This is a genomic window from Actinoallomurus oryzae, from assembly GCF_039541955.1.
Taxonomy (GTDB): Bacteria; Actinomycetota; Actinomycetes; order Streptosporangiales; family Streptosporangiaceae; genus Actinoallomurus; species Actinoallomurus oryzae.
The window spans coordinates 76,205-90,518 of the sequence record NZ_BAABHF010000038.1; the positions used below are offsets into that span (position 1 = coordinate 76,205).

Below are 14,314 nucleotides of genomic sequence, written 5' to 3' on the forward strand. Positions count from 1 at the left end.
TACGGGTCTTACGGGCACTCGCGGCATGGTCACGAGCCGGGCGAACGCGTACCTAGGCGAACACGCCCTAGGACGTCGCTCGCCCAGGGGTGAGCCGGCGGATGAGCAGATAGGCCTCGCAGCCCAGACACAGCCCGAAGGCGGCGTTAAGGAAGGCCGCCACCAGCGCGAACGCCGTAGCGATCATCCCCAGCGCCGGGATACCCAGGGCGTACCCGACCACTCCTGCCAGGGCGAACACCGCACCCACCCCCTGCGCGAAGCGGGGCGGGGCCTCCGGCTCGAGCTCCGCGGGCGGGCCGAGCCGAGGGCGGACGAGCGCCCGGTAGATCAGGCCGTACGGCGCGCTCCGGAGACCGAACAGGACTCCGACGAGGAACACCACGGCCTGAACCGCCAGCAGCAGCCAGCTGCTGGTCACCAAGACGACGATCAGGACGATGGATGTGAGAACCGCGGCGAAACGCTGGCCTCTGGGGTCGACCTGCATCGGAAGATGCTCCTGATGACGGCGGCGAGTGAGACGGGCTACGAGAGGGCCAACCAGCTCAGGCCGTACGACAGAGCGCCGTCGCGACGCGGCAGAAGTCGACCGCCCGCCGCTTGGTCAGCAGCTCTGTCCAGGATCGCACGACACGATAGTAAGCGGCGTCTCGCTCCGCGTAAAATGCCGTCTCGCCGATCGAGATCAGAATTTCCCCATCGACCTGCGACGTCGGCGCCGGGGGATTCATCGTGGGCAACCGCTCAGGCGACGGCTTCGCCGAGGGCTGCGACGATGTCCGCCTTGCGAGGAAGGCCCGAGCCGCGGCGGACGATGTGCCCGTCGGCGTTCAGAATGAACACGGTCGGGGTGCGCAGCACGTTGAGGCGGCGAACCAGGTCCAGATGCGACTCCGCGTCGATCTCGATGTGGGCCACGCCGTCGACCAGGCCGGTCACCTCGGTCAGGACCCGCCGGGTCGCGCGGCACGGAGCGCAGAACGCCGACGAGAACTGCACCAACGTCGCCCGCGCGCCCAGCGCCGCACCCAGCTCCGTCTCGCCGAGACGCTCCACCTCGCCGTCCTTCCGCTCCGGGCTTTCGCGCAGCACGCCGTTGCGCCTCCGCCACACCAGGCCGAGCGCGGTGGCGGCGGCGAGTGCCACCAGCGCGACGTAAAGACCGATCATCACCTACTCCAAGGAGTGTGCCGCCCCCGGCATTCCCTCAGAGTTTCACGAGTACCAGCCGCCGTCCCTCGGTGGTGAGCACCTCGACCGACGCGAGGTCGTTCTCGTGGATCATCGACGCGCCGGCGAAGCTGGCGGAGCCGCCCATGTACTGCACCTCCCAGCCGCCGGCGATGTCCTTGCGGCCCTTCTTGTCCGTGGCGACCAGATGGCAGTGGGAGCCCTGCGGCGCGCCGCTCACCCGTACGTTGAACGCCGTGCCCCACAGCTTGGGCTGCAGGTCGATCCGGGCGCGGACGCCCGTGGCCGGATCCTTGGCGCTCACCGTCCGGACCGGGGCGGTGGTCGTGGCCGGCGGACGGGGCGGGCGCGGGGAGCGTTCGGCGACGGTGCCGCCGCCGCTCCCCACCATCGCCCGGATGCCGACGCCGACGATGACGATCAGCGCCGCCGCGGCGGCGATCCACAGGGCGCGTTCCCTGCGGCGCCGGGCGCGGTTCTCGTTCGCGGCCTTGCTCAGGACCGAGTCCAGGAGCTCCGCGGGTGGCGGGGCGAGTTGCTCGAGCTGCTCCTCGGTGACCCGCCCGAGCATGGCGGGCAGGCCGGCCAGCGACGCGAGCTCGTCCCGGCAGCGCCGGCAGACACTCAGGTGGGCGTCCACTTCGGCGCGTTCCGCGGGCTCGATGGCGCCGAGGACGTACACACCGAGCGACAGCCGCAGCCGCGAGCATTCGGTGCTCGATGTCATGGCGCCAACCCCCGTTCTTCCAGTGCGAGTTTGAGCGCGCGCAGCGCGTAGTAGGACCGCGACTTCACCGTGCCGGGCGGCACGCCGAGCGTCGCCGCCGCCTCGGCGACGGACCGTCCCCGGTAATAGGTCTCGATGAGCACCGCCCGGTGCTCGGGGCTCAGGTCGGCGAGCGCCTCGGCGAACGTCCACGACTCCAGCGCACGGCCGATCTCATCGGTGGCCGGAACGGCCGCGAGCCCGGCCTCACCGGTCTCGGGCGGACGCGACCGGCGCGCCCGGTGGGCGTCGAGGACGAGGTTCTTGGCCACCGTGAACAGCCACGGCCGGATCGGCCGGCCGTCGAGCGCCTCCGGATGTCGCCACGCGCGCAGCAGCGTCTCCTGGACCACGTCCTCCGCCTGGTGCCGATCACCCTCGGTCAGGCGCAGGACATAACCCAGGAGCGGCCCCCCGTGTTCGGCGTACAGGGCGCGGAGAAGGCCCTCGTTCGCAGTCGGTCCCACACCTCAGACACGTACCAGGACGCCGGTAGGTTCACCATAAGGCGCTTGATCCCGGACCGGTCCAGAAAAGATCGGCCCGGACGGCGAACGGTCGCCCTCCCGGACCGGCTCTCACGCGATCGGCAGCACCGGTGAGCGCGGAAGCCCGCATCCCGGGTCAGCGCTCGGCGAGGCTCTCGATGTTGACGTGCTGTCCCGTGGTCGTGACGCGCAGGCCGTCCGGCTGGACCTCGACGTCGCTGATCGTGGTGTTCGCCGGGAGGCCCTTCACCGGCAGGGTGAAGGTGAAGGCCTGCTGGACCAGCGTGACGGGAATCGTCGTGCCACCGGCGTCGACCGTCTGCGGCACCACCCGGATCTTACGCCCGGACGGCCGCACGGACACGGTGGCGCTGAGCGTACGGCTGATGCCGAGGACGGTGACCGGGCCGCGCACCTGCAGCGCCTTACCCTTGGCCGAGACCTTCATCCCGTGCGGCGCCTGCTTGTTGACGTCGTCGTAGGAGACGGTCGCCGTGGTGGTCGCCGTGTCGGCCACCATCTTCGAGGCGTCGCCGTGGAGAGCGTCGGACAGCGGCGCGTCGACGCCCTTCAGCGTGACCTCCGTGTCGGTCAGGTGCACGCCCAGCTGGGTCACGTCGCCGACGTTGATGTCGATCTCGCCGTACCTGCCGTTCAGCGCCTGGTTCAGGAACGGGAAGCCCTTGATCTTGACCTTGGGCTTGTGGTCGAGGTCGTACTGCGACGCGGCCTCCTTGGCTATCTGGTCCTGCGCCACCCACAACCCGATCCGATCGGCGGCGATGACCAGCCCGATCAGCAAGATCAGGAAGATCACCAGTACCTTGCGCATGTCTCTCCCGTCGCCGATTCGTGATCACATTACCGGCGCCCCAGGCCCCGGCGAGTCACCTCCGGTAATGACGTTCGCGAGGGCAGGATCGCTCCACCGGGTTACTCGCGTGCCCCCGGTCAGACCGTCCGTGGGATGTCGCGGACGCCGCGCGCTCCGCGGCGGCTATCCGCCGGCGAACGGAGGCAGGACCTCGACCGTGGCACCGTCGGGCAGGAGGACGGAGGCCGGGTCGCGGGTGCCCGCGGGGGCGCCGTCAACGAGGAAGGAACAGCGGGCGAGCACACGCTGGAACTCGTCGCCACGGCCGGCCGCCGCGGCCGTCAGCGCCTCTCCCAGCGTCGCCGCGTCGTACGGCTCCTCGGCGACACCGGCCGCCGCTCGCGCGGCCGCCCAGTATCTGATCAGGCCCTTCGCCATGGATGCCCCCTTTTCATGGTCTACACCACTCGGTAGTGAGCTGCCGTCGGTCATTGGATATCCTCCCGTAGTAGGGATCCGGGCAGCGCTGCCCTCGGATCCTCGACGTCTTTTTGGGGGCCGCCAAGCGAGGAGGCCGTATTGAGCACTCTGCTTCTGCTGACGAACGTGCTCGAGCCGTCCGATGAAGTACTCCCAGCACTCGGGCTGCTGCTGCACTCGGTCCGCGTGGCTCCTGCCGAGGGGGTGGCGCTGATGGACGCGCCCCCGTCCGACGTGGTGATCGTCGACGCTCGCCGCGATCTCGCACAGGCCAAGAGCCTGTGTCGGCTGCTGCGCACCACCGGACTGGACGTACCTCTGCTCGCCATCGTGACCGAGGGCGGTCTCGCGGCGCTCACCCCCGAGTGGGGTCTGGACGACGTGCTGCTCCAGACGGCGGGCCCGGCCGAGGTCGAGGCCCGGCTGCGGCTGGCCGTGGGGCGCACCACGGCCGCCGAGCCGGACGACGTGCCCGGCGAGATCCGCCGCGGCGAGCTCACCATCGACGAGGCCACCTACAGCGCCCGGCTGCGCGGACGCGTGCTCGACCTGACGTTCAAGGAGTTCGAGCTGCTGAAGTACCTCGCGCAGCACCCGGGCCGGGTCTTCACGCGGGCCCAGCTGCTCCAGGAGGTCTGGGGCTATGACTACTTCGGTGGCACCCGCACCGTCGATGTGCACGTACGACGGCTGCGAGCGAAACTCGGCCCGGAGTACGAGTCGCTCATTGGAACGGTCCGTAACGTCGGTTACCGGTTCGTCCCCGACCACCGCGCCGAGGAGGCGCCGGCGCCCCACTGACCGTCGGCGACCCTGCGCCGGCCGGGCTCCCGGACGGTTTCCTCAAAGGTCCTTCAGGCACAGCACGTACTTCGGGTGGTTGAACCAGACCGCGTACGTGTAGTCGGTCGAGTCGCACTTCTTGATGTCGGTGGTGCCGTCGATGCGGTCGATGATCTTGTAGCGACCCGGGGTGCACGTCGAGATCACCAGGCGCGGTTTCGCGGGAGTCCCCGTGTTCTTCACGCACTGCCCCGGCTGCGGGTCGAACACCGGCGCCGCCGTCGACGGCGTGTCGGACGGCGTCTCGGAGGGCTCCGGCGGCGGGCTGTAGGCGGGCGGGCTGTAGGCCGGGGGCGTGAGCGTGGTCGGCGGACTGTACGAGGGCGGGGCCGCCTTCGGTTTCTCCGGCTGGTCGGACCCGTACGTGAACGCCAGGCCGATCCCACCGCCGATGAGCAGTACGAACACCACGATGACCACGATGACCACCACACCGCCGCTCTTCGGCCCGGGCGGGTCCGGCGGGTCGGGCGGCGGTGGTCCCCACTCAGGCGGCCCCTGCGGACCCGACGGGCCTTGAGGGCCGGACGGACCCTGCGGGCCGGACGGACCCTGCGGGCCGGACAGACCCTGCGGCAGAGGTGGGCCTTGTGGTCCAGAGGGGCCCATTGGACCAGAGGGGCGTTGTGGGCCAGGCGGCCCCGTTGGGCCGGACGGGCCGGGAGGCCAGGATGGCCCAGGGGGCCCCGGCGGGCCGGGCGGAGGACCGAAACCCGGGCCCGAAGGCCCGCCGTACGGCGGCTGCGGGGGTTGCACAGAGACCCACTCCCCAAAGGGCGCGCGTTCATTCCGGGGTCGATCGTAGCGACTGTGAATCCCTACGATCCGCGGTAAAGCGGTCGGACGAACAGGTTCGTTCTTTCAATCGCGAAGCCGCCCTGTTCGCCGTCACTGCGGCCCGTGGCCGCCCTGCCCCGGCGGTGGCCACTCTTGTCCAGGTGGCGGCCCGTACCCCTGGGACGCGTACGGAGGGGTCTGCGGCCCGTATGCGCTCTGTCCGGGCGGATACGGGTATCCCGGCGGTCCGCAGGGCGGCGGCGCCGGCTTGCCACCGGCGCGGAACCGGGCCCACAGGAGCGTCAGGGCGAACACCGCGAGGATGAGCAGCAGCGGCAGTACGTAGATGAGCAATGACACTCCCGGCTCGGGGCTTCCTACTGCTGGCGGTACGGGCCGTAGGGGAAGGCGCCGTGCGAGGAATCCTCGGGCTCGGGCTGACCCGGGCGGCCGTACGGGTCGTGCTCGTACGGGCGGCCGTACGGGTCCCGCCGCTCAGGCCGCGCGTAGGACTCCGGCGGAGGGGGCAGGTAGGCGGGCCGCGCGGGCGGCAGGGCCGGCGGGCTCTCCACCGGCGGCAGCGCCGGCTGCCCTCCGTACGGCTGGGACCGATGCTGCGACGGCTGTGCGGGCGGCAGAGCGTGCTGGGAGTGCGCGGCCGGCGGCAGAGCGTTGCGAGGCTGTGAAGCCGGCGGCAGAGCGCTCTGGGACCGCGGAGCCGACGGCAGGGCGTGCTGGGGCCGCGCGACCGGCGGCAGGGCGTGCTGTGGCCGTGGGGCCGGCGGCAGGGCGTGCCGGGGAGCGGGCCACTGCTGCGCGGGGCCGTGGCTCTCGGCGGACGGCGTCGGGGTCGGTGCGGGCGGCGGCTCGTAGTACCCCCACGGCTTCGCGTACGGCACCGGCTCGTCGAAGTCGTCCTCGAAGGGCGCGTCCGCGAGCGCGGCGGGTGAGGCCCACCGGCGGCCCATCAGGGCCAGCACGATCACGAACAGCAGCACGAAGACGGGCACGGCGAGCAGCCCCGCCATGATCGGCATTCCGGGATCGCCCACGACGACCGCCTTCCGCGCGCAGCCAGTGCGCCCAGATGCTATGGCACCGGACCACGCTCGCGGGAGGAGGCGCATACACCCTGAAACCACATCGTGACAGGAGACCTCGGAACAGGCCCCGCGAACCCGGCTCTGTAGGCTCCGGGCATGAGCCTGGTCGTACGGAACGAACTGACGGACGACGAGGTGGCGGCGGTCCTCGCCCTCACCGCGGAGACCACCCGCGCCGACGGCGTGCGGCCGGTCGGCGAGAGCGCCCTGTTGCGCCTGCGGGACGGCGGCGGCGCCGTCCTCGCCTACGACGGTGACGCACTGGCGGGCGTGGCCGTCCTCGACGGCGACGCGGGTGAGCTCACGGTCCACCCGGCGTTCCGGCGGCGCGGGCACGGCCGCGCGCTCGTCACCGCGCTGGCCGGTCAGGTGGAGACGCTGAACGTCTGGGCCCACGGCGAGCTGCCCGGCGCCATCGCGCTCGCCGAGGCGCTCGGCTTCGAACGGTTCCGCGCCCTGTGGAAGATGGAGCGCCCGGCCGGCGCCCCATTGCCCGAGGCCGCCCCACCGCCCGGCGTACGGCTTCGCACGTTCACGCCCGGCCGCGACGAGGACGCCTGGGTCCGCGTCAACGCCCGCGCCTTCGCCCACCACCCGGAGCAGGGCCGGTGGACGCGCGCCGACCTCGAACGCCGTGAGCGCGAGCCGTGGTTCTCCGCCGAGGGCTTCTTCCTCGCCGTGCGCGACGACGCGGCCGAGGACGAGGCCGGCGGCGGGCTGCTCGGCTTCCACTGGACGAAGGTGCACGAGGACGGCCCGATCGGCGAGGTGTACGTGGTCGGCGTCGACCCGTCCGCCCAGGGGCTCGGGCTGGGCCGCGTCCTGACCGTCACCGGGCTGCGGCACCTGGAGAGCAGGGGCCTGCCGGCGGTCATGTTGTACGTCGACGAGTCGAACACCGCGGCCACGGCCCTTTACACGAAGCTCGGCTTCGAACTCCGCTCGACCGACGCCATGTACCGCAACTCGCGGTCAACCAGGTAGTCACCGGAGCGTCACCAGCCCCGACGCGCCCGGATGTGGGGCCGTTAACCGTACGGTCGCCTCACGTAACACCTACTTTTCCCAGACATCACACCTGAGTTCATTCCGCGTTCACCTAGATCAGAGTGAGTGGACACCTCTTCTCCTTAGCGTCGGCATCGACGGTGGTCCCAACCTGGACAAATGCCCGGCGGGCCGCCCAACTACCTTGAGGAGAAGTTTCGGTGAAGATCGGCACACGGCTGGCCGCCCTCGGCGGCGTGGCCCTTGCGGGTGCGCTCTCGCTGACCGCGTGCGGTACGGACGACAACGGTGGGAAGACCACCGCCGCCAGCGGTGACTGCGTGAAGTCCACGGTCAACGCGGCCGGGTCCACGGCTCAGGCGAACGCCATGAGCGAGTGGATCAAGGGCTACCAGCAGAGCTGCCCCGGCTCCAACGTGAACTACAACGGCAGCGGCTCTGGGGCGGGTGTCCAGGCGTTCACCGGTGGCCAGGTCGCCTTCGCCGGCTCGGACTCGGCGCTCAAGCCCGAGGAGCACGGCCCCGCCGACGCCCGCTGCAAGAGCGGCAAGGCGCTCGACCTGCCCATGGTCGGCGGCCCGATCGCGATCATCTACAACCTCAAGGGCGTGGACGGCATCCAGCTGTCGCCGAAGACGCTCGCGAGCATCTTCGCCGGCAAGATCAAGACCTGGAACGACCCGGCGATCGCCAAGGACAACTCCGGCGTGAAGCTGCCGGCCACGCCGGTCAAGCCGCTGCACCGCTCGGACGACTCGGGCACGACGGACAACCTCACCAAGTTCCTGCTCGCCACCGCGCCGGACGTCTGGAAGTTCGAGGGCGGCAAGACCTGGCCGTCCGCGGCCGGCGGCCAGGGCCTCAAGGGCTCCGACGGCGTCTCCACCGGCGTCAAGCAGGGCGACGGCACCATCGGCTACGCCGAGCTGTCCTACGCCACCAACGGCAAGCTGCAGACCGCCAAGATCCAGAACGGCTCCGGCCAGTACAGCGAGGTCAGCTCCGACACCGCCTCCAAGGCGATCGCGGGCGCGCAGGTCTCCGGCCAGGGCGACGACCTGTCCCTGACGCTCGACTACAAGGCCAAGGACGGCTACCCGATCGTCCTGGTCACGTACGAGATCGTCTGCGAGAAGGGCCTCCCCGACGAGCAGGCGAAGTTCGTCAAGTCCTTCCTCACCTACACCTCCAGCCAGCAGGGTCAGTCGATCCTGAGCGGCCTCGGGTACGCGCCGATCCCCGACGCGATCCTGACCAAGGTCCAGGCGGCCGTGAAGGGCCTGTCCTGACCGAGACGGTCTTCGAGCCGGCGCGGACCGACCGCGTCGGCTCGGCGGCATACCCAGCCCTGAGAACGAGGAGTGCGAACGAGTGACCAGCGAGACCCTTGAGCAGGGTGCCACCGGCGCCCAGAGGGGACGGGGACGCAGGATCAGCACCGGCCGCCTGGGGGATCGCCTGTTCGGCATCTCTGCCCGCGGTTCCGGCATCCTGCTGCTCCTCATCATCGCGGCGATCGCGGTGTTCCTCATCGCGAAGGCCGTCCCGGCTCTGAAGGCGGACAAGGCCAACTTCCTCACCTCACAGGAGTGGAGCCCCGACGCGGCCCAGCCGCGGTTCGGCATCCTGCAGCTCACGTGGGGCACACTGCTGTCGTCCTTCATGGCGCTGATCCTCGCCACGCCGGTGGCGATCGGGATCGCGCTGTTCATCGCCTTCTACTCCCCACGCCGGCTGGCGTCCGGCCTGGGCTACGTGGTCGATCTGCTCGCCGCGGTGCCGAGTGTGGTGTACGGGCTGTGGGGCCTGCAGTTCTTCGTGCCGAAGATGGCCCACGTCGCGAACTTCCTGCACGACCACTTCGGCTGGATCCCGCTCTTCGGCGGCGACAGCGTGGGCGGGCAGTCCATCCTGACCGCCGCCGTCGTGCTGGCGATCATGATCCTGCCGATCATCTCCTCGATCTCTCGTGAGGTGTTCCTCCAGGTGCCGCGGGCGAACGTCGAGGCGGCCCTGGCGCTCGGCGCGACCCGCTGGGAGGTCATCCGGATGGCCGTGCTGCCGTTCGGCCGCTCCGGCATGGTCAGCGCCGCGATGCTCGGCCTGGGCCGGGCGCTCGGCGAGACCATCGCGGTCGCGATGGTGCTGTCCACGGCCGCCGGCATCTCGCTGCGAATCCTCAAGCCGGGCGGCAACACCTTCGCCGCCAACATCGCGAACACCTTCGGCATGGCCGGGAACATGGGCCGCGGCGCGCTCATCGCCTCCGGCCTGGTGCTGTTCGTGATCACCCTCGTCGTCAACATGCTCGCCCGAGCCATCGTCGCCCGCCGCAAGGAGTTCTCGTGAACGAGCGAAGCGAGCGAACCGGCAAGCACAGCAGTGTCACTCACGACCCGACGAAGGAGGTCTCGTGAGTTCCCTCAACCAGCCCACGCTGAGCGAGGTCTCCGCCGGTCGCAAGGCCAAGGACCGGATCGTCCAGGTCTTCGTCTACGTCGCGTTCCTGCTCGCGGTCATCCCGCTGCTGTCCGTGCTGTGGACGGTCCTGTCGAAGGGCATCAAGCGGTTCGACCCGGAGTTCTTCACCCACTCCCTGAACGGCATCGGCGCCAACGACACCGGCGGCGGCGCGTACCACGCGATCATCGGAACCGTCGAGCAGGTGCTGCTGGCGAGCGTCATCGCCATCCCGATCGGGGTGCTGACCGCCGTCTACCTGGTGGAGTACGGGCGGGACAGCAGGCTGGCCAAGCTCGTCAGCTTCTTCGTGGACGTCATGACCGGCCTGCCCTCGATCGTGGCGGGCCTGTTCATCCTGGCGTTCTGGCTCCTGCTGCTCGGCTTCAGCTTCTCCGGCTTCGCCGGCGCGCTGGCGCTGTCGATCCTGATGATGCCGACGGTCGTCCGCGCCGCCGAGGAGATGCTCAAGCTGGTCCCGAACGACCTGCGCGAGGCCTCGTACGCGCTGGGCGTGCCCCGGTGGCGGACGATCTGCTTCGTCGTGCTGCCGACGTCCTTCACCGGCATCATCACCGGCATCATGCTGGCCATCGCCCGTGTCATGGGCGAGACGGCTCCCCTGCTGCTGACGGTGTTCGTGACCTCGGCGATCAACAACAACCCGTTCCAGGGGCCGCAGATGGCCCTGCCGCTCTTCATCTTCGACCAGGCGGGGCGGCCGAACGACGCCGCGATCAACCGGGCGTGGGCGGCCGCACTCACCCTGATCGTGATCATCATGCTGCTCAACCTGGTGGCGCGCGTCGTCGCCCGCCTGCGCAAGCCCGTTTCCCGATAGGAGTAGTGCCCCCATGGCCAAGCGGATCGAGATCTCCGGGCTGAACGCCTACTACGGCAAGACCCGGGCCATCGAGGACATCTCGATGACGATCGAACCCCGCTCCGTGACCGCGTTCATCGGCCCCTCCGGGTGCGGCAAGTCGACACTGCTGCGCACGCTGAACCGCATGCACGAGGTGATCCCCGGCGCGCGGGTCGAGGGCAAGGTGATGCTCGACGACCTCAACCTGTACGGCTCGGACGTGGACCCGGTCGCGGTCCGGCGTGCGGTCGGCATGGTCTTCCAGCGGCCGAACCCGTTCCCCACGATGTCGATCTTCGACAACGTCGCCGCGGGCCTGAAGCTGAACGGCGTCCGCGGCCGGAGCCGGCTCGGCGAGATCGTGGAGAAGTCCCTGCGCGGCGCGAACCTGTGGAACGAGGTCAAGGACCGCCTGAACCGGCCCGGCGCGGGCCTGTCCGGCGGGCAGCAGCAGCGGCTCTGCATCGCGCGGGCGATCGCGGTCGAGCCGCAGGTGCTGCTCATGGACGAGCCGTGCTCGGCCCTCGACCCGATCTCCACCCTCGCCATCGAGGACCTGATCGCGTCGCTGAAGGACCAGTACACGATCGTGATCGTCACCCACAACATGCAGCAGGCCGCCCGCGTGAGCGACACCACCGGGTTCTTCAACCTGGCCGCCCAGGGGCAGCCGGGCCGCCTGATCGAGATCGACGACACGAACAAGATCTTCACGAACCCGAGCGAGAAGGCCACGGAGGACTACATCACCGGCCGCTTCGGGTGATCCTCGCGCGTACGCCGGTGTCCGGACGGAGCGGGGGCACCGTCCGGACACCGGCGTACGCGCAGTGCCTCCCGAAGGAGGCGCAGAAACCCGGACTGACCGGTATCTGGCACTACGCTGCGCTCCGCGCCGGATACCGGTCAGTGGAACAGGCTGATGATCCCGTACGCGATGGCGGCGACGATTCCCGCGGCCGGGATGGTCAGGATCCAGGCCACCACGATGTTTCCGGCGACGCCCCAGCGCACCGCCGACAGCCGCTTCGTGGAGCCGACGCCCATGATCGCCGCGGTGATCGTGTGCGTGGTGGAGACCGGCGCCTGCCAGATGAACGCCGTGGCGTACAGGACGCTCGCCGCCGTGGCCTCGGCGGCGAAGCCCTTCGGCGGGTCGAGCTCGATGACGCGCCGGCCGAGCGTCCGCATGATCCGCCAGCCGCCGGCGTACGTGCCGAGGGACAGCACCGCCGCGCAGACCAGGATGACCCAGACCGGCACGTGGGAGTCGCCCGCGTCCTGGTAGCCGGTGGTGACCAGCGCGAGCACGATGATGCCCATGGTCTTCTGCGCGTCCTGGAGGCCGTGTCCGAGCGCCATCGCCGCCGCGCTCAGCGACTGGGCGATGCGGAAGCGGCGGCCGACCCGGCCCGGGTAGGAGTTGCGGAAGATCCACAGGAAGCCGGTCATCACCAGGTAGCCGAGGAGGAGCCCGATGATCGGCGACAGCACCATCCACAGGACGACCTTCTCGAGCACGTCCGCCCACAGGACGCTGCCGGACGCCGCGAGCGCGGCGCCGATCAGCCCGCCGACCAGCCCGTGCGTGGACGAGGACGGCAGGCCGAAATACCAGGTGATGAGGTTCCACACGATCGCGCCGGCCAGCGCGGCGGCGACGATCGTCAGGCCGTGCAGGTCCTTGGGCGGATCGATGATGCCGCTGCCGACGGTCTTGGCCACGCCCGTGCCCAGGAACGCGCCGACGAGGTTCATCACGGCGGCCATCGCCAGCGCCGCGCGGGGGGTCAGCGCGCGGGTGGAGACCGAGGTGGCGATGGCGTTCGCCGCGTCATGGAAGCCGTTGGTGTAGTTGAAGAACAACGCGATGGCGACCACGACGATGAGGGCCGTCAACTCCACTCTCGCGTGTCCTTCCCCTCGATGGCCACGTCGGCCCGGCGCGCGGTCACGATTCCTTGACCGCGATGGACTCGACGGTGTTGGCCACCTTCTCGAAGGCGTCGGCCGCCGCTTCGAGCTGGTCGACGACCTCCTTGAACTTCAGGACGGTCAGCGCGTCGTACTCACCGCCGAACAGCTCGGCGAGGAGACGGCGGTAGACCTGGTCGCCCTGGTTCTCGAGACGGTTGATCTCGATCCAGTACTCGCTGAGGTTCTTCATGCCGCGCAGGCGAGGCATCGCCTCGGCGGTCAGCTCGGCGGCGCGTTCGAGCACCTCGACCTGGTCGACGACGTCTCCGGGCAGTTCATCGATCTTGTAGAGCACCACGAGGTCGGCCGCCGCCTCCATGAAGTCCATGACGTCGTCGAGCGAAGACGCGAGCCGGTAGATGTCCTCTCGGTCGAAGGGCGTGATGAAGCTCTCGTTGAGCCTGCGCATGATCGCGTGAGTGAATTCGTCGCCTGCGTGCTCGCAGGCGCGCATCTTCTCCGCGATCCCCTCACGGTTGCCGCCGTCGCTGATGAGCTCCACGAGCAACCTGGCGCCGGTGACCAGATTGTTCGCGGAGTCCGCGAACATGTCGTAGTAGCTGTCCTCACGCGGCGTGAGTCGGAATCGCACGTCCTTCTCCTGAAGTGCGGGAACAGTCCGGAGAGGATGGTACGGCTAACCAGCAGGAAAGCGAACCTTCGCCCCCACGCTACCGACCGCATGCTCCTCAAAGGGGGCACGTTCATCCTGGTCTGAGGTGATCACTGACCGTGCCCGCGTGCTTTACCCCAAATAGTGTGAATCAAACGATCTGTTGCCAGTTACCCCACAGGGGTATACGCTGCGCCCATGCACGGCTACGCGAAGGACAAGGACGCCTACCTGACCCGCCTGCGGCGGATCGAGGGTCAGGTGCGTGGTCTCCAGCGGATGGTCGACGAGGATGAGTACTGCATCGACGTACTGACGCAGGTCTCGGCGGTGACCCGTGCGCTCCAGTCGGTCGCGCTCGGGCTGCTCGAAGACCATCTCGGCCACTGCGTGGCGCAGGCCATCGACGAGGGCGGCCCCGAAGCGGAGGCGAAGGTCAAAGAGGCCTCGGCCGCGATCGCCCGACTCGTTCGTTCGTGAAAAAGCTCACATTCCGCCGCGGTCGCCGTGGCCGCCTCCGTGCCCCCACGGAGACTTCCGACCACGGCGGCCCTCACGACTGGGCTGTGTGACCGATCCCGAGCACCATGTCGATCTCGTCGACCGTCAGCGGCCGCTCGGCCGAAGCGACGGCACTGAGCATCTCGGAGTAGAGCTCGATCTCATCAAGCGCGACCCGGTCGTGGACGCGCAGATCCACATTTGCTTGACGCACCGCGTCCACCTCCGCTCGTCCCCACCTGCCATCGAGGCTACGCGTCACCGACCGATCGGGACATGACCCAAGAGGGCCATTCGGCGGCCATCTCCCGAGTGGTCCCCATGGTCTAGTCGCATGGTTCTTCCCCGTACGGGTCCCGGCGACCCGTACGACGTGCTCCGGCCGCCGGCACCGACGATCTCGTCGACCCTCACGGCGAGAACGC

Annotated in this window: 20 protein-coding genes; 7 read left to right on the plus strand and 13 right to left on the minus strand. The window is 69.6% G+C overall.

What is annotated here, in order from left to right; all coding sequences use genetic code 11:
• Positions 1-67 precede the first annotated feature (67 nt).
• From ABEA10_RS30320 to ABEA10_RS30345, 7 genes are all read right to left on the minus strand, one after another.
• Complete coding sequence (locus ABEA10_RS30320; RefSeq protein ID WP_345469703.1) at positions 68-490, minus strand: DUF4395 domain-containing protein; 423 nt, start codon at positions 488-490, stop codon at positions 68-70.
• A 58-nt stretch (positions 491-548) separates the two neighbouring features.
• Positions 549-734, minus strand: a complete 186-nt coding sequence (locus ABEA10_RS51315) for a putative leader peptide (RefSeq protein WP_425550978.1) — start codon at positions 732-734, stop codon at positions 549-551.
• 13 nt (positions 735-747) lie between these two features.
• Positions 748-1,173, minus strand: coding sequence for a thioredoxin family protein (locus ABEA10_RS30325; RefSeq protein WP_345469705.1), 426 nt, complete (start codon positions 1,171-1,173; stop codon positions 748-750).
• A 37-nt stretch (positions 1,174-1,210) separates the two neighbouring features.
• On the minus strand, positions 1,211-1,921 hold the full coding sequence (locus ABEA10_RS30330; protein ID WP_345469707.1) for an anti-sigma factor family protein: 711 nt from the start codon (positions 1,919-1,921) through the stop codon (positions 1,211-1,213).
• Positions 1,918-2,427, minus strand: a complete 510-nt coding sequence (locus tag ABEA10_RS30335) for a sigma-70 family RNA polymerase sigma factor (RefSeq protein WP_329244062.1) — start codon at positions 2,425-2,427, stop codon at positions 1,918-1,920. Before ABEA10_RS30335 ends, ABEA10_RS30330 begins: the two co-directional genes overlap by 4 nt.
• 157 nt (positions 2,428-2,584) lie before the next feature.
• Positions 2,585-3,280: an LmeA family phospholipid-binding protein gene (locus ABEA10_RS30340; RefSeq protein ID WP_345469709.1), complete on the minus strand. Its 696-nt coding sequence runs from the start codon at positions 3,278-3,280 to the stop codon at positions 2,585-2,587.
• Positions 3,281-3,445: 165 nt separating this feature from the next.
• Positions 3,446-3,700: a MoaD/ThiS family protein gene (locus ABEA10_RS30345; RefSeq protein ID WP_345469711.1), complete on the minus strand. Its 255-nt coding sequence runs from the start codon at positions 3,698-3,700 to the stop codon at positions 3,446-3,448.
• A gap of 141 nt (positions 3,701-3,841) precedes the next feature.
• Here ABEA10_RS30345 and ABEA10_RS30350 point away from each other — a divergent pair, with 141 nt between their 5' ends.
• Positions 3,842-4,543 carry a winged helix-turn-helix transcriptional regulator gene (locus ABEA10_RS30350; protein WP_329244068.1) on the plus strand — a complete coding sequence of 234 codons (702 nt, stop codon included), beginning with the start codon at positions 3,842-3,844 and terminating at the stop codon, positions 4,541-4,543.
• A gap of 42 nt (positions 4,544-4,585) precedes the next feature.
• On the opposite strand, the gene ABEA10_RS30355 is transcribed toward ABEA10_RS30350, so the two are convergent.
• From ABEA10_RS30355 to ABEA10_RS30365, 3 genes are all read right to left on the minus strand, one after another.
• Positions 4,586-5,017 (minus strand): LppU/SCO3897 family protein, encoded by a 432-nt coding sequence (locus ABEA10_RS30355; protein ID WP_345469713.1) that lies wholly within the window; start codon positions 5,015-5,017, stop codon positions 4,586-4,588.
• 456 nt (positions 5,018-5,473) lie between these two features.
• The gene (locus ABEA10_RS30360; protein ID WP_345469715.1) at positions 5,474-5,716 is read right to left on the minus strand and encodes a hypothetical protein; all 243 of its coding nucleotides are present in this window, start codon (positions 5,714-5,716) and stop codon (positions 5,474-5,476) included.
• Between the two features lie 23 nt (positions 5,717-5,739).
• A complete protein-coding gene (locus ABEA10_RS30365) occupies positions 5,740-6,414 on the minus strand; it encodes a hypothetical protein (RefSeq protein WP_345469717.1) in 675 nt (224 codons plus the stop codon).
• A gap of 147 nt (positions 6,415-6,561) precedes the next feature.
• Between ABEA10_RS30365 and mshD the strand changes: the two genes are divergently transcribed.
• The 5 genes from mshD to pstB all read left to right on the plus strand — a co-directional run bounded on the left by mshD (position 6,562) and on the right by pstB (position 11,564).
• The gene (gene mshD, locus ABEA10_RS30370; protein WP_345469719.1) at positions 6,562-7,449 is read left to right on the plus strand and encodes a mycothiol synthase; all 888 of its coding nucleotides are present in this window, start codon (positions 6,562-6,564) and stop codon (positions 7,447-7,449) included.
• Between the two features lie 224 nt (positions 7,450-7,673).
• Complete coding sequence (gene pstS / locus ABEA10_RS30375) at positions 7,674-8,762, plus strand: phosphate ABC transporter substrate-binding protein PstS (RefSeq protein WP_345469721.1); 1,089 nt, start codon at positions 7,674-7,676, stop codon at positions 8,760-8,762.
• Between the two features lie 82 nt (positions 8,763-8,844).
• Positions 8,845-9,822, plus strand: a complete 978-nt coding sequence (gene pstC, locus ABEA10_RS30380; RefSeq protein WP_425550979.1) for a phosphate ABC transporter permease subunit PstC — start codon at positions 8,845-8,847, stop codon at positions 9,820-9,822.
• Positions 9,823-9,886: 64 nt separating this feature from the next.
• The gene (pstA, locus tag ABEA10_RS30385) at positions 9,887-10,774 is read left to right on the plus strand and encodes a phosphate ABC transporter permease PstA (RefSeq protein ID WP_345469723.1); all 888 of its coding nucleotides are present in this window, start codon (positions 9,887-9,889) and stop codon (positions 10,772-10,774) included.
• Positions 10,775-10,787: 13 nt separating this feature from the next.
• Entirely contained in the window at positions 10,788-11,564 is a 777-nt protein-coding gene (pstB, locus tag ABEA10_RS30390) for a phosphate ABC transporter ATP-binding protein PstB (RefSeq protein WP_329244086.1), read from the plus strand.
• 140 nt (positions 11,565-11,704) lie between these two features.
• Here the strand turns inward: pstB and ABEA10_RS30395 are convergent, their stop codons facing one another.
• Both ABEA10_RS30395 and ABEA10_RS30400 read right to left on the minus strand, forming a co-directional pair.
• A complete protein-coding gene (locus tag ABEA10_RS30395) occupies positions 11,705-12,703 on the minus strand; it encodes an inorganic phosphate transporter (RefSeq protein WP_345469726.1) in 999 nt (332 codons plus the stop codon).
• Between the two features lie 46 nt (positions 12,704-12,749).
• Positions 12,750-13,367, minus strand: a complete 618-nt coding sequence (locus tag ABEA10_RS30400; protein ID WP_345469728.1) for a DUF47 domain-containing protein — start codon at positions 13,365-13,367, stop codon at positions 12,750-12,752.
• A 219-nt stretch (positions 13,368-13,586) separates the two neighbouring features.
• Here ABEA10_RS30400 and ABEA10_RS30405 point away from each other — a divergent pair, with 219 nt between their 5' ends.
• Positions 13,587-13,868, plus strand: coding sequence for a metal-sensitive transcriptional regulator (locus ABEA10_RS30405; RefSeq protein ID WP_345469730.1), 282 nt, complete (start codon positions 13,587-13,589; stop codon positions 13,866-13,868).
• Positions 13,869-13,941: 73 nt separating this feature from the next.
• On the opposite strand, the gene ABEA10_RS30410 is transcribed toward ABEA10_RS30405, so the two are convergent.
• Complete coding sequence (locus ABEA10_RS30410) at positions 13,942-14,112, minus strand: hypothetical protein (RefSeq protein ID WP_285568121.1); 171 nt, start codon at positions 14,110-14,112, stop codon at positions 13,942-13,944.
• Positions 14,113-14,314 lie beyond the last annotated feature (202 nt).